At 44.1% G+C, this 15,994-nt stretch carries 6 protein-coding genes; all 6 read left to right on the top strand.

Going from position 1 to position 15,994, the window contains the following annotated elements; translation table 11 throughout:
* Positions 1–164: 164 nt before the first annotated feature.
* The 6 genes from QUA03_RS11565 (at position 165) to QUA03_RS11540 (ending at position 15,913) form a co-directional block, all read left to right on the top strand.
* Complete coding sequence (locus QUA03_RS11565) at positions 165–1,370, top strand: urease accessory protein UreH domain-containing protein (protein WP_333212170.1); 1,206 nt, start codon at positions 165–167, stop codon at positions 1,368–1,370.
* The gene (locus tag QUA03_RS11560; RefSeq protein ID WP_333212168.1) at positions 1,345–1,818 is read left to right on the top strand and encodes a hypothetical protein; all 474 of its coding nucleotides are present in this window, start codon (positions 1,345–1,347) and stop codon (positions 1,816–1,818) included. The genes QUA03_RS11565 and QUA03_RS11560 overlap by 26 nt, the downstream gene beginning before the upstream one ends.
* 273 nt (positions 1,819–2,091) lie before the next feature.
* On the top strand, positions 2,092–3,534 hold the full coding sequence (locus QUA03_RS11555; RefSeq protein WP_333212166.1) for a cytochrome ubiquinol oxidase subunit I: 1,443 nt from the start codon (positions 2,092–2,094) through the stop codon (positions 3,532–3,534).
* 8 nt (positions 3,535–3,542) lie between these two features.
* Positions 3,543–4,556, top strand: coding sequence for a cytochrome d ubiquinol oxidase subunit II (gene cydB / locus QUA03_RS11550; protein ID WP_333212164.1), 1,014 nt, complete (start codon positions 3,543–3,545; stop codon positions 4,554–4,556).
* 435 nt (positions 4,557–4,991) lie between these two features.
* Positions 4,992–10,373: an AAA family ATPase gene (locus QUA03_RS11545; RefSeq protein ID WP_333212161.1), complete on the top strand. Its 5,382-nt coding sequence runs from the start codon at positions 4,992–4,994 to the stop codon at positions 10,371–10,373.
* A gap of 164 nt (positions 10,374–10,537) precedes the next feature.
* On the top strand, positions 10,538–15,913 hold the full coding sequence (locus QUA03_RS11540) for an AAA family ATPase (protein WP_333212160.1): 5,376 nt from the start codon (positions 10,538–10,540) through the stop codon (positions 15,911–15,913).
* Positions 15,914–15,994: the final 81 nt, after the last annotated feature.

The raw sequence follows: 15,994 nt of genomic DNA, 5'->3' as shown, positions 1-15,994 counted from the left end.
TCTCGCGCAAGTCAATCTAAAATCTAAAATCTAAAATCTAAAATCGATTAACAGACTGTCTTTTGACAAAATCGATAGGCTACATTTATGATATTCAACACTCATCAATAATCAATCAGCAGTAAAAAAACTAATAACTAATGACTGCTGACTACTGACTCCAGATGCTAGACCTGCTGCTAATTGCAATTTTGGGATTTCTCGGCAGTTTCGGTCACTGCGCCGGGATGTGCGGCCCGCTGACAATGGCGTTTTCTCTTTCTAATTCCCGCAACGATAAATTAGCTGCTTTCCGCTTTCATTTGCTGCTAAATTTGGGGAGAATTACTGCTTACGCTTTGGTTGGTGCTGCAATTGGCGGGCTGGGTTCGGTGTTAATTGCTGGCGGACTTTTGGCCGGTACGGGTAGCGAATTGCGGCGGGCGATCGCACTTCTGACGGGCACGATGCTGATTTGGTTCGGAGTAGTGCAAATTAAACCGAACTTGCTGCCGGAATTGCCGCGGTTGCACCCGCTGTCGCACGATCGAGTCGGACAAGCAATGAGCAAGCTTTCGGCACAAAAAAACTGGTGGGTGCCGGTTGCTTTGGGTTTGCTTTGGGGTTTGATCCCCTGCGGTTTCCTCTACGCGGCGCAGATTAAGGCGGCGGAAACGGGAAACCCGGTTTTGGGTGCGGCGACGATGCTGGCTTTTGGACTCGGCACGCTGCCAACTATGCTGGGAGTGGGTTTTTTTGCTGGCAGATTGAGCGCGGACAAGCGCAGTCAACTGTTTCGTGCGGCTGGTTGGGTGACGGTGGCGATCGGGATTCTTACCTTGTTGCGAACCGATGAAATGGTTGATTTTACTGGCCACGCAGCGCTGCTGTGCTTGATGCTAGCACTGTTGGCGCGTCCGGTTAGCAAGTTTTTGCCGCAACTGTTGCGCTACCGCCGCGCTTTGGGTGTGGGCGCGTTTTTCCTCGCAGTCGCCCACACGTTTCATATGCTGGATCATACGCTGAAATGGAATTTTGACGCGCTATCTTTTATGTTGCCGCAGCATCAGTTGGGAATGGCGGCTGGGATGCTGTCGCTGCTGTTGATGTTGCCGGCGGCGGTTACAAGTTGCGATCGTATTCAAAATTATTTAGGCCCACTGTGGCGAATGTTTCACCTGTTAAGCGTTCCAGCTTTCTTGCTGTGCGCTGTACACGCGGCACTCATCGGTTCCCACTATCTCGGCGGTTTTGAATGGAAGTTGCACAATCAACTGCTGACAGCGGTGTTAGCGGTGGTTGTGGTGTTAGTTATGTTTGTACGATCGCGCTTCTTTTGGTCAGTTTTATCACTGGAGAATTTCTATGTTTCGCCTGTCAAACAAAAGTAAAAGTTTGGGATTGTTAGTTTTTTTAGGATTGCTAATTGAAGCAACAATTCCCAATGCGCCGCAGTTAAACTCGATTTTAGTTTTGGCGCACGAAGTCGAAGTATCGGGAGATGTCGCCGCTACCTTTCACCTAGAACCCAACCACAATCCCCGCGTCGGACAGCCTGCGAGAGTGTGGTTTGCGCTCACTCGCAGGGGCGGTCAAATTATCCCGCTAGAGCAGTGTAATTGCAAATTGGCTGTTTATCCTAAAAATCGTAAAGAGGGGGATAAGCCGCTGATGCAGCCGCTTTTAACCGCCATATCTGCCGAGAAATATCAAGGGATTCCGGGAGCTGATATCGTGTTTCCCAAGGCTGGAATTTATGAACTAGAATTGAGCGGAACAGCCAAAAATAAAGCTAACTTTAAACCCTTTAAACTGACTTATACAGTCACGGTTCGCTAAGATAATCTTTCCCTCACCGAACATAAATCTTGTAGGGCGGGTTCACCAACAATAAATGCCTCAAACCCACAATCTCATAAACCCGCCCCCACCCAAGGGCAAATCCTAATCTACCTATTTTAACATACAAAAAAATACAACCGAAATCTGTATAAAACCTTAAAAGTTGCCCACTCTACAAAATGTCACAAATTTTTACACTACATTATAACCAGTGTCCCTTATGGAATTTGTGCAAGCTAACCTCTCTTGAACTGAGCAAAAAATATAACGATGGATATCTTATCTAACACCGTGGCGCTATCGCGGATGCAATTTGCGCTAACCGCCATATTCCATATGCTGTGGCCAGTTCTGACTACGGGAATGGGAATTTATCTGGTAATTGTTGAAGGAATGTGGCTGAAAACTCGCAATCCCGACTACTACCATCACGCTCGTTTTTGGTCTAAACTCTACGTCCTCAACTTCGGTATTGGAGTAGCTTCAGGAATTCCGATGGAATTTCAGTTTGGCACAAACTGGGCACCATTTTCGGAAGCGGTTGGTGACTTTTTTGGCAGCATTTTAGGCTTTGAAGCTTCCATGGCATTTATGCTAGAAGCCGGCTTTTTAGGCATTATGCTGTTTGGTTGGGAGCGCGTTCACCCGATCGTCCATTATTTCGCTACAATCATGGTAGCCTTCGGCGCTAACCTATCCACAGTCTGGATTTTAGTCGCTAACTCTTGGCTGCAAACTCCTGCAGGCGGAGAAATGGTCAATGGCAAGTTTATTGTCAGCGATTACTTTCAAGCAATTATGAATCCGTTCGCATTAAACAGCATTCTCCATATGTTTTTTGCGACGTTAGAAACTTCGCTGTTTGTCATTGGGGGAATTAGCGCTTGGTACATTCTCAATAAGCGCAACCAAGCCTTTTTTTCCAAGTCTTTAAAAATTGCCATAGCGACAGCAATCGCCGTTGCACCTTTGCAGATATACATCGGACATTTGAGCGCTGAACAAGTTTATCACTATCAACCCACTAAATTAGCAGCAATCGAAGCTAAGTGGGAAACTTCAGCAGCGGGAGAGTCAGCAGATTGGACTTTGCTAGCTTTGCCTAATGAAAAAGCCCAAAAAAATGACTGGGAAATTAGCGTCCCCAATGGCTTAGGATACGTTTTGGAATTCAAACAAAAACTATCCGAACCCGTACTCGGATTGAAGGAATGGAAACCAGAAGATAGACCCAGAATGGTGGGTTTAATCTATTATTGTTTCCGCATCATGTCCGGGATTGGGTTCTTCTTTTTAGCACTGATGCTGTTCAGTATAATTCAGTGGATGCGAGGCAAACTTTCTGCTGAAAATATTAGCAGTCAACCTTGGCTGATGCGCGCTTGGGTATTAGCTGCTCCTCTGGGATATATTGCTGTAGAATCCGGTTGGATTGTCCGCTGTGTCGGCAGACAACCGTGGGCTTTATACGGCCAAATTCGCACTGCTGACGCGGTGTCAAACATCCCCGCCAGCAATGTTTTAACTTCTCTCAGTTTCTTTGCCGTTATTTACAGCTTTTTGTTTGCTTGTGCCTTGTATTTTGGCAGCAGAATTATCCGCCAAGGGCCTAATTTAAGTCTGCCGGTACCGGGATTAGACAATGAACCTGCAATCGAAAGTCAACCCATAGAACACATTCCCGATCAACGTCCCTTGGAAGCACAACAATAGGAGATTTTATGCAAGCTTTGGAGCATTTTCTCCCACAAGTTTGGTTTGTTGTTTTGGCTTTGTTTCTCCTGCTATATGTCATGCTAGACGGTTTTGACTTAGGAGTAGGCATCCTGTCTCTGACTGCTTCCGATGAGGAACGCCGGGGCATTTTAATGACGAGTTTGGGTAACGTTTGGGACGCTAACGAAACTTGGCTGGTGTTAATGGGTGGCGCTTTATTTGGCGCATTTCCCCTCGCTTACGGTACGATTTTGACAGCGCTGTACATACCGATTTGCATGATGCTTTTTGGTTTGATATTTCGGGCTGTAGCCTTTGAATTTCGCGAGCATTCTAATCGCAAGTTATTCTGGAATTATGCCTTTGGTGCTGGCAGTTTTTTAGCAGCTTTAGCTCAAGGATTTGCCCTCGGTGCGGTGCTCGAAGGCATTGCGGTTGATGAAGCTGGTCACTTTGTAGGTTCTACTTGGGATTGGCTGGATTGGCGATCGATCTTGGTTGCTTTGACGCTGATTCAAGGCTATGTTTTGATCGGTTCAACCTATCTAATTATGAAAACGGAGGGCGAACTGCAAACAAATCACTATCGCACGGCTAAAATTGCGGCGGTGACGACTTTAATCGGAGCAGTTTTAATTACGATCGCCACTCCGATTTTTTACGAAAGTGCTAGATCCAGGTTGTTCGATAAACCGCTAGTTTATGTGTTTGCCACGATTCCTTTGTTGGGAGTGCTGTTGGTGGGGCTACTGCTGAAAAGTCTCGCAAACAAAGAAGAACGCACGCCGTTTGTCTGGACGATTCTGATTTTTTTGCTTACTTTCATCGGCTTGGGATTGATTGTTTTTCCCTACATTATTCCCTCACAAATCACGATTTACCAAGCCGCAGCTTCGCCCAGCGCCCTGGTATTTATGATTGTGTTCATGGGCGTTCTGCTCCCGATTATGATTTTTTACAACATCTACAATTATGTTGTGTTTCGGGGTAAGGTTGTCGGCGGCCACTACGGGGAATAAAACATAATACAACCGCAGATGCAGGCAAATATACGCAGACAGTATCAAGTTTATATACTGGTTAATCTGCGTATATTTGCGGTTAAAAATTACAAATAATTGTTTTATGATACCATCACAACTTACGAAACTATACTATACATACCATAGAGCCAATAGTGCAGAATAGAGAAAAGAACAGGTTGAGAATTAGCGATCGCACCTCATGCGATTTGAGATTTGAAATTTGAGATTGAACTCACGGATGAGTCCGGGGGCTTGTCACTACATTGCTTGGTTGTCAAATAATAGTTGATAAACATAGGGAAAAAATTACAGTTAATTCTGTACCTAGCGAGGGTGCAGAGTGTGCGATCGCTATCTTTGTCAAATAATAAAATACAATGGAATAGAAGGTTTTAATTTAACTGTTTTATAATAAAGGGTTAATAAGTTATGGATGCGATCGCAAATTTGTCAGGTTATGAAATTACAGAGAAACTTTATGTAGGTACACGTACCTTAGTCTATCGAGGCATCCGTACCCGTGACCAGTACCCAGTCGTCGTCAAACTGCTGCGAAACAAATACCCCACCTTCAACGAGTTCGTCCAGTTTCGCAACCAATATACCATTGCCAAAAATCTCGACTTCCCTCACCTCGTCAAACCCCTGACGCTGGAAGTATACCAGAATAGCTATGTCCTAGTAATGGAGGACTTTGGCGGAGTCTCCCTATCTACTTATCTCAAAACCGCAACAAATGAAACCGAACCATCTCAAGTTTTACCTTTAGCAGAATTTCTCCAACTCGCCATACAACTAACAGACATTATCCACTATCTATACCAAAAGCGAGTCATTCACAAAGATATTAAACCCGCTAATATTCTCATTAATCCAGACACCAAACAAATCCAACTAATTGACTTTAGTATTGCCTCCCTCCTACCGCGAGAAACGCAAGAAATACAGAATCCCAATATCTTAGAAGGAACATTAGCCTATCTCTCTCCCGAACAAACAGGGCGGATGAATCGAGGCATTGACTATCGGAGTGACTTTTATTCCCTGGGTGTGACTTTTTATGAATTGTTGACAGGAAGGTTGCCATTTATCTCCGATGATCCGATGAAATTGGTGCATTTCCATCTCGCCACACCGTCGAAACCGATCCATGAAATAAATCCAGAGATACCCGTAATTTTATCGCAACTTGTCAGTAAGCTGATGGCCAAAAATGCCGAAAAACGCTATCAGAGTGCATTAGGACTCAAGCACGATTTAGAGATTTGTTTAGGTCAGTTACAAAAAACAGGCCAGATAGAATATTTTGAACTCGGAAATCGAGATATTAGCGATCGCTTTACTATCCCTGAAAAGCTCTACGGTAGAGAAAAAGAAGTTGAGCAACTATTAGCTGCCTTTGAGCGAGTCAGTACAGGTAGCACCGAAATGATGCTAGTAGCAGGTTTTTCGGGAATTGGGAAAACCGCCGTTGTCAATGAAGTTCATAAACCGATTGTCCGTCAGCGCGGTTATTTTATCAAAGGCAAATACGATCAATTTCAACGAAACATTCCCTTCAGTGCCTTTGTGCAAGCTTTCCGCGACTTAATGAGTCAATTGCTATCAGAATCGGATACCGAACTGCAAACATGGAAAACCAAGATTTTAGCAGCAGTAAGAGACAACGGACAAGTCTTGATTGACGTGATTCCTGAGTTAGAAGGTATAATTGGCGCTCAACTTCCTGCAACAGAATTGTCAGGAAGTGCCGCCCAAAATCGCTTTAACCTGGTAATGCAGAAATTCGTGCAAGTTTTCACGAGCAAAGAACATCCTTTAGTGATGTTTTTGGATGACTTGCAATGGGCGGATTCAGCATCCTTGCATTTGCTACAATTATTGATGAAGGATACAGGATATTTATTAGTATTGGGGGCCTATCGAGATAATGAAGTTTCGCCAGCGCATCCATTTATCTTAACAGTGGATGAGATAGTTAAAACTGGGGCAACAGTTAATACGATTACTTTGCAACCCTTAAGCGAAACTGATATGAATTTGTTGGTGGCGGATACGCTGAATTGCGAATCATCACTTGCCCAACCTTTGACAAAATTAGTCTATCAAAAAACTCAGGGAAATCCTTTCTTTGCCACTCAGTTTCTCAAGGCATTACATGACGATCAGCTAATTAGCTTTAATTGGGATATTCGGCATTGGCAGTGTAATATTGCCCAAGTCAAAACCTTAGCTATCACTGATGATGTCGTTGAATTTATGGCATTACAGTTGCAGAAGTTTCCCAGAGAAACTCAGGATGTTCTCACATTAGCTGCTTGTATAGGAGCGCAGTTTGATTTGAATACCTTAGTAATTGTCAGTGAGAAATCTGCTGGAATGACGGCTACCGCTTTATGGAAAGCATTGCAGGAAGGTGTGGTGATTCCCACAACCAAAATCTATAAGTTCTTTACCCAATCGGATAATGATGAAGTTTTCCAGGCTTCAGCTAATCCAACTTATCGATTTTTACACGATCGCGTCCAGCAAGCCGCATATTCACTCATTCCCGATTCACAGAAAAAAGCAACTCACCTCAAAATCGGACAATTACTTCAGCAAAATTTTTCAAAAATAGAGCAAGAAGACAAACTGTTTGATATTATCGGGCATTTAAATCGAGGGATTGAGTTAATTACCCAACCTAGCGAACGAGAAGCCTTAGCTAAACTGAACTTGGCAGCCGGTTGTAAAGCCAGAAATTCTACCGCCTACATGGCAGCTAGAGTTTATCTGCACACAGGCATTGATCTACTAACAGCCAACTGCTGGCAAAGGCAGTATGAATTAACCCTGAACCTCTATGTTGCTGCTGCTGAAGCTGCCTATTTGAATGCTGACTTTGACGGCATGGAAGAGATAGCAGTACAAGTGTTGCAAGCATCCCAGACAATCTTAGACAAAATCAAAATTTACGAAATTCAAATCGCTGCCCAGACAGCACAAAGCAAGTCACTAGAAGCCATTGCAGTAGCAAGAGATGCACTCTGGCAATTGGGGATTGAACTACCCACTGCACCTGACGAAGCCTTGATTAGCCAAGCGCTACAAACCGTTGCTAGCCAACTCCAAGGTAGAACGATTGAGGAACTGGTGGATCTGCCTGTGATGAGTGATCCTCAGACTCAGGCAGCTATGCCAATATTGGCCATGTTATTTGCACCCATTCTCCAGGGAATTCCCGGCTTAGTGCCCCTACTTAGCTCCACGATGGTAAGTTTATCGCTCTCGTTTGGGAATGCACCCGCATCGACGGTGGGCTATGCGATTCACGGACTTGTATTAAGTGCTTTTTTGGGAGAGGCAAAAACGGGTTATAGCTTTGGTAAATTGGCACTCTCATTGCTCGATCGGGTAAATGCACGAGAATTTAAGTGCATTACTCATAATATGTTTGGGGCATTTATTCAGCATCATCAAAATGCTATGAGGGCAGGGCTACCAACGCTGAAAGAAGGCTTTTTGGCGGGCATGGAAACTGGCGATTTTCTTAACGCTGGCTACAACATAGCTACTTACAGCTACATCAACTTTTTCGCTGGCGTAGAACTGGATACTTGGGAACCGGAACTTGCAGTCTACAGTGCTACCTTGGCTCAGGTGAAGCAATATTCGGCTCGGACTTATTTGCATATGGAGTGGCAGATGTTGCAGAACTTGAGGGAAGTAGTGAATCAACCGGATTGCTTAATCGGCTCTGCCTATGATGAAACAGTGATGATTCCTAAGCACTATCAAGATCGTGAATTCAGTGCGATCGCCCTTGTCTACGTCTACAAACTACTGCTTGCCTATTCCTTTGGTAATTATCCGGCTGCTCTAAACTACATTAGCTCAGCCAAAGAGTGTGTGATGGCAGTATCGGGATTAATTATTGTTCCTATTTTCCATTTCTATGCAGCCCTGACGTACCTGGCAGTGTTTTCCACACAGCCAGAAATTGAGCAAGCTGATATTCTCGCCTCTGTGGAAATCCATCAAACGACTCTGCACCAATGGGCGCAAAATGCTCCCATGAATCATCTGCATAAGTGGTATTTAGTTGAAGCAGAACGGCAGCGGGTTTTGGGCAATAAAGCAGATGCACTGGACATGTACGATCGCGCTATCCAACTCGCTCAAGAAAATCTATTCATCAACGAAGAAGCTCTCGCCAACGAACTAGCAGCCAAATTCTACTTAGAATGGGGCAAAGAAAAAGTAGCTCAAGCCTACATGATTGAAGCGTATTATTGTTATGCCCGATGGGGAGCTAAAGCCAAAATTGAGGATTTGGAAAAACGTTATCCTCGCCTACTAGGTATTATCCTTCAACAACCTCAATCCTTTAGTTCATTAAAGGAAACGATCGCCCGCGGAACAATTACTTATAATACCAACTCTTCTAGCAGCCACTCGAATTTTCTAGATTTGCCTACTCTGATCCAAGCCTCTCAAGCCATTTCTGGGGAGATTGAACTAGATAAACTTCTGACTACTCTCCTAAAAATAGCGATCGCGAATGCTGGCGCCACTAAGTGCGTCTTATTGCTCAAACAAAAACAGTATTTACAGGTAGCGGCTCTTGTAGCAGAGGGACAGGAACCTAAGCTATTACCATCAATACCTCTAGAATCTAGTCAGGATGTAGCAATTAGTTTGGTTAACACTGTCAAGCGTAGTTTGAAACCTGTGGTAATAGTTGATGCTAGGGTAAGTTTCCAGGTGGCTAGCGATCGCTATATTGAACAGCACCAGCCGATCAGTGTTCTTTGTATGCCCATTCTTAATCAAGGGCAGTTGATAGGAGTTTTATACCTGGAAAATAACCTGACGGTTGGGGCATTTACGAGCGATCGCATTGAAATGCTAAATTTGCTGGCTTCTCAAGCTGCTATTTCCTTAGAAAATGCCCGTTTGTATCAAGAATCTCAACAAGCATTTACCGATTTAAAACAGGCACAGATAAAAATAGTTCAAAGCGAAAAAATGTCAGCATTGGGAAACTTAGTGGCTGGGGTTGCCCACGAAATTAATAATCCAGTTGGTTTTTTAGTTGGTAATATTCAACCCGCCTTAGATTATATCAAAGATTTGTTTGGATTGCTCGATTTGTATGAACAAAAATATCCGCAACTCGATCCAGAGATTCAAGAAGAAATCGAGAACATCGATCTGGAATACATCCGGGAAGATTTACCGAAATTAATAGGTTCGATGCGGGAAGGCGTGAAGCGGATTCGGGATATTAGTACCAGTCTACGGACATTCTCCCGTGCCGATACTAACTATCCCGTAGCTTGCAATATCCACGATGGCATCGATAGCACCATTATGATTCTGAAACATCGCCTCAAGGCTAACGATACTCGTCCAGAAATCAAAGTGATTAGGGAATATGGGAATTTGCCACCCGTGGAGTGTTATGCCGGACAGTTGAATCAAGTATTTATGAATTTGTTAGGTAATGCGATCGACGCTTTGGAGGAATCAAATCAAGGACGACCTTATGCAGAAATTGCTAATGAAATTACCATTAAAACCGATATTTTTCGGGACAACAAACAAGCGAGAATTTGGATTAAAGATAACGGTGCGGGCATGAGTGAAGTTGTGCAAGAGAAAATTTTTGATGAGTTATTTACTACCAAGGAAGTAGGGAAAGGCACGGGATTGGGTTTGGCGATCGCACGGCAGATTGTGGTTGAGAAACACGGCGGTACAATCGAGGTAAATTCTGTATTGAGAGCAGGGACGGAGTTTACAATTTTATTGCCGATGAAAGGATAAGACTATTATCTTGATAGAGCGCCATCTTTCTCTTCAAAAGTGAAAAAGAATAAAAGCGGTAGAGTCTGTCGCTTGGGGATTTCGCAGTTTTATTTTCCTCAGACTAGACCAATAAAAGTGTATAATTAGTTACAATAGTCAATGTCTGAGATGGGGTAATCCAGATGAGTGCAGCAGTGGATTTGACGAAGCGAGTTTCAGGATATCATCTGGTTAAGCAATTATACTGTGGTTCCAGAACCCTAGTTTTTCGAGCCATTCGAGAAACAGATCAGCTTCCGGTTGTCATTAAACTATTAAATCGAGACTATCCCAGCTTTACCGAACTGCTGCAATTCCGCAACCAGTACACCATCGCCAAAAACCTACGTCTGCCGGGAGTCGTTGAACCCTACAATTTAGACTCCTATCGCCACAGCTATGCCCTAGTAATGGAGGATTTTGGGGGCATTTCTCTGCGAGACTACGCCCAAGAGGCCTCGCTGACTCTGGCAGAAATATTGGAAATTGCCATTCAAATAACTGACATCCTTGACGGACTGTACCGAAACCGAGTCATCCACAAAGATATTAAGCCAGCTAACGTCCTAATACATCCGAAAACGAAACAAGTCAAACTGATTGACTTTAGCATTGCCTCCCTACTGCCGAGAGAAACTCAAGAAATTCAAAATCCCAACGTTTTAGAAGGAACCCTCGCCTATATTTCTCCCGAACAAACTGGACGAATGAACCGAGGCATCGACTACCGCACCGACTTTTATTCTCTGGGAGCCACCTTTTACGAACTGCTGACAGGAAAACTGCCATTTGAATGTGACGAACCCATGGAGTTGGTTCACTGCCATATTGCCAAACAACCTCCTTCAATAAACAGCAAACAAATCCCGCAGGTGGTTTCGGATATTGTGATGAAGCTGATGGCAAAAAATGCCGAAAAACGCTATCAAAGTGCATTGGGATTGAAGCATGACTTAGAACGGTGTTTGCAGCAGTGCCAAGAAACTGGAAAGATTGAAACTTTTGAGTTAGGAACGCGGGATGTATGCGATCGCTTCCTGATTCCCGAAAAACTTTATGGTCGAGAACGAGAAATACAGCAACTTTTAGCAGCCTTTGAACGAGTAGCACAAGGGAAAAGCGAAATGATGCTCGTTGCAGGCTTTTCCGGCATCGGAAAAACCGTTGTGGTCAATGAAGTTCACAAACCAATTGTCCGAAAGCATGGCTATTTCAGTAAAGGTAAATTTGACCAGTTCAATCGCAATATTCCCTTTTCGGCATTTGTGCAAGCCTTTCGCGATTTAATGACACAATTGCTGAGTGAAAGCGATCTTCAAATCCAAGCATGGAAAACCAAAATTTTAGCAGCCCTTGGTGACAACGGACAAGTCATTATTGAAGTCATTCCTGAACTAGAACGGATTATCGGACAACAACCCCCAGCCCCAGAATTATCAGGGATAGCTGCTCAAAATCTGTTCAATTTACTATTCCAAAAATTTATCTCTGTCTTTACCACAAAAGAGCATCCCTTAGTAATGTTTCTGGATGACTTACAATGGGCTGATTCGGCATCTTTAAAGTTGATGCAGTTGCTCATAGGTGAATCCCAATCCAGTCACCTGCTACTAATTGGAGCCTATCGAGACAATGAAGTTTCGGCTGCCCATCCCTTGATGTTGACTTTAGATGAAGTCACTAAAACAGGGGCAACTGTCAATACCATCACACTGGCACCTCTGGCTCGAACCAGTTTGAATCAATTAGTAGCAGATACGCTGACTTGTTCTCTTAACTTAGCAGAACCGCTGACGGAATTAGTGTATCAGAAGACAAAAGGAAACCCATTTTTTGCGACGCAGTTTCTCAAGGCATTGCATCAAGATGGATTAATTATTTTCCATCTACAAGGAGGCTATTGGCAGTGCGATATTAGCAAAATTACAGAAGCAGCACTGACGGATGATGTCGTTGAATTCATGGCGCAGCAGTTACAGAAATTACCCGTTAAAACTCAGTCAGTTTTAAAATTAGCCGCTTGCATTGGCAATCAGTTCGATCTGACCACATTAGCAATTGTTTCCCAAATATCTGAGACTGAAACGGCAACGGCTTTATGGAAAACTTTACAGGAAGGTTTTGTTTTACCTCAGAGTGAGATTTATAAATTTTATGTAGGTGAAGAAGACAATATCGATCGAGCTACTTCTCAAACAGTTTCCTATCGCTTCTTGCACGATCGCGTCCAGCAAGCAGCTTATTCTTTGATTCCGGAAGAAGAACGCGCGATCGCCCATTATCAAATCGGGCAATTACTCCTGCAACAAATTTCAGCCGAAGCCAGAGAAGAACGCATTTTTGAATTAGTCAATCAGTTGAACTACGGAACCATAATGGTTGTAGAACAGCAGGAAAGGGAGGAACTCGCCCAACTCAACCTCACTGCTTGCCGCAAAGCCAGAGCAGCCACCGCATATCAAGCCGCCCGCGAATATGCCACAGTGGGCCTGAAACTGCTGGGAACAGACGCTTGGCAACGGCAGTACGAAATGACCCTATCTTTGTACGACTTGGCTGCCGAGGTGGCTTTTTTGGCAGGCGATTTTGAGCAGATGCACCAGTGGATTGAAGCGGTGATTCATCATGCGAAAACACCTTTAGAGCAGGTGCAAGTTTACCAAGTAAAAATCCAGGCATTGGTCGCCCACAATAAATTTGTCGAGGCGATCGCGATCGGTCAATCAGTCTTCCAAATGTTAGGCGTCAACCTACCAAATGAACCAACCCTAGACGATATTCGGCAGTTGAAGCAGGAAATTGATGCCCTAATTGAGGGTCGCTCAATTGAGACATTCATTCATCTGCCGAACATGACTGATGCCCAGCAGTTAGCAATTATGCAAAATGCGGCTCGTCTTACACCCGTCTGTTACATGACAGGCTCAAAGCTCTATTTCCTAATAGTTGCTCTACAGGTCAAATTATCAATTCAATTTGGAAATAGTCCTGTTTCGCCCTATTGCTACGCTGGTTACGCCTTCCAACTGAGAATTCTGTGGGGAGACATGACAAAGGTGCCTCAGTTTGGGCAATTAGGATACCAACTCGCCTCAGAGCCAGATGCCAAAAATATTCGAGCCGCAACAGCCCTGTTAATGGGGGGATATGTTGGTCATTGGACGACCCATCTACAAGAATCGCTGCCCATTCTTCTCGATGGCTATCAAGCTGGATTGGAAACCGGCAATCTAGAATTTATGGGCTACGACGCCCAGTTGTACTGCTTTAATGCTTATTGGTGCGGTCAACCGCTAAGTGAACTCGAACCCCAAATTCGCGCCTATTACCAACAGTTGTGCGACCTCCACCAAGTCACAGCAGCAAACTGTGTTTTGGCTTACTGGCAAGCTGCTCTCATTCTGCTGGGTCAGTCAGAGAACGAGATTCCCTTACGCCAAGATTCATACGAAGAAAAAATCCTGGATGAGGCCAAAGTCGATTTTTACCGACTATCCTTCTTTTATCTGTATCGATTCACATTAAATTACTGGCTCCAAGACTTTGCCCAAGCGGAACACGATGGGGCTCAAACCCGACAGTATTTGGCCGGAGGGATGGGAAGTGTCGTGGAACCGATCTTATATTTCTATGATTCTCTGACCGTGCTGGCTACTCCTGGTCAATCGAAAACTGAGTCGGAGCCTCGATGGCAGCGAATGCAAGAAAATCAAGCAAAGTTAAAAGAATGGGCGCATTATGCTCCCATGAATTACTTGCACAAGTACCATTTAGTTGAAGCCCAAAAGCATCAACTCCTGAATTGCAAAACAGAAGCTCTAGAATTTTACGATCTAGCAATTCAAGGAGCCAAAGAAAATGGTTATATCCAAGAGGAAGGATTAGCCAACGAACTCGCAGCAAAATTCTACTGGGAATGGGGCAAAGAAAAAGTCGCCGCCAGCTATATGCAGGAAGCATATTACTGTTATGCCCGTTGGGGTGCACTAGCCAAAGTTGAAGACTTAGAACAACGCTATCCCCAATTACTTCATCCCATCCTGAATCAGCCCAAACTTCGCTTTAATCCCCTAGAGACGCTGGCAACGATGAGCCCGTCTTCACACACTTCCACCAGCAGCAGCACGAGTATTTCCGATGCCCTTGATTTCGCCTCTATTGTGCAAGCGGCTCAAGCTTTATCCAGTAAAATTCAGCTTGATGAATTACTCGACACCCTCAATCAAATTATTTTGAAAACTTCTGGGGCAGAAACGTGTGCTTTGCTACTCCCCCATCAGGATGAATGGCAAATCCGAGCAATAACTCACATCAATCCAGATAACGAGTTACCCACAACCCTGCTGCAAACCCAACCTATAGATGGCTCGGCGGTGATTCCGCTCAAGCTTGTTTATTATGTCAAACATACCCTGGAAACTGTGGTTATTGAAGGCGGCAAAACCAATATTCCGGGTTTAATGAATGACTGTACGCTCCAGTATCAGTCTCAGAGTATGCTATGTAGTCCAATTGTCGATCGCGGGAACTTAGTTGCGATACTTTATCTCGAACATCGATCGACAAAAGGAGTGTTTACTCGCGATCGGCTCCTCGTCCTCAACTTCCTCTGCACTCAGGCTGCCATTTCCTTAGAAAATGCGCGACTGTATCAGCAAGCGCAGGACTATGCCCACCAGGTTGAACAATCTCAACTGCAATTAGTGCAGAGCGAAAAAATGTCGGCTTTGGGCAATTTAGTAGCCGGGGTAGCCCATGAAATTAATAATCCAGTCGGTTTTATTTCTGGGAATATCCATGAAGCGATCGCCGCTGTCAAATATCTGACCAAATACCTGCAAGTCTACCAAGAAAAATTTCCCCATCCTGGGGATGAAATCGAGCAAATAGCAGAAGAACTTGATATTGAATATCTCGTAGAAGATTTACCCAAAATGTTGAATTCGATGCAAATCGGGTGCGATCGCATCCAAGGTATCAGCACCAGTCTTCGCACCTTCTCCAGAGCAGACAAAGACTACAAAGTTCCTTTCAATATTCATGACGGAATTAACAGTACAATTTTGATTCTCAAACACAGATTGAAAGCGAACGAACAGCGTCCAGCGATTGAAGTTGTGAAAGAGTACGGCAACTTGCCATCAGTTGATTGTTTCCCCGGACAATTAAATCAGGTGTTTATGAATATATTGGCGAATGCGATTGATGCAGTGGAAGAATCAAATCGCGAAGCAGGTTTAGAGAAGATTAAAACCCCAGCTAATTGCATCACGATTCGGACAGAAAGGAAGTCTTCTGAGTGGGTGACGATTCGCATTTATGACAACGGCCCAGGGATATCCGATGAGATAAAAGGTCATATTTTTGACCACTTATTTACAACCAAAGGTGTAGGGAAAGGTACAGGGTTGGGTTTGGCGATCGCACGGCAGATTGTAGTTGAGAAACACTCTGGTATGCTAGAAGTCAACTCAACTTTAGGTCGAGGTACAGAATTTACGATTTCACTGCCATGTTGATTATTACCTTGGTAATTTATAGCCAATTTTTGGATTTTTTTTGAAAATGGATTTTTTTTTATAACCCACTTGACAATCGCA

Source organism: Microcoleus sp. S36b_A4 (genome assembly GCF_036700645.1).
Classification (GTDB): domain Bacteria; phylum Cyanobacteriota; class Cyanobacteriia; order Cyanobacteriales; family Microcoleaceae; genus Microcoleus.
The sequence above is the reverse complement of the archived record's forward strand: the minus strand, read 5'-3'. Positions and strand labels throughout refer to the sequence as shown.

Bases quoted from the DNA above. Each gene is read 5' to 3' on its own strand.
- QUA03_RS11565 (WP_333212170.1), top strand. From the start codon at position 165: ATGCTAGACCTGCTGCTAATTGCAATTTTGGGATTTCTCGGCAGTTTC.
- cydB (WP_333212164.1), top strand. From the start codon at position 3,543: ATGCAAGCTTTGGAGCATTTTCTCCCACAAGTTTGGTTTGTTGTTTTG.
- QUA03_RS11555 (WP_333212166.1), top strand. From the start codon at position 2,092: ATGGATATCTTATCTAACACCGTGGCGCTATCGCGGATGCAATTTGCG.
- QUA03_RS11560 (WP_333212168.1), top strand. From the start codon at position 1,345: ATGTTTCGCCTGTCAAACAAAAGTAAAAGTTTGGGATTGTTAGTTTTT.
- QUA03_RS11540 (WP_333212160.1), top strand. From the start codon at position 10,538: ATGAGTGCAGCAGTGGATTTGACGAAGCGAGTTTCAGGATATCATCTG.
- QUA03_RS11545 (WP_333212161.1), top strand. From the start codon at position 4,992: ATGGATGCGATCGCAAATTTGTCAGGTTATGAAATTACAGAGAAACTT.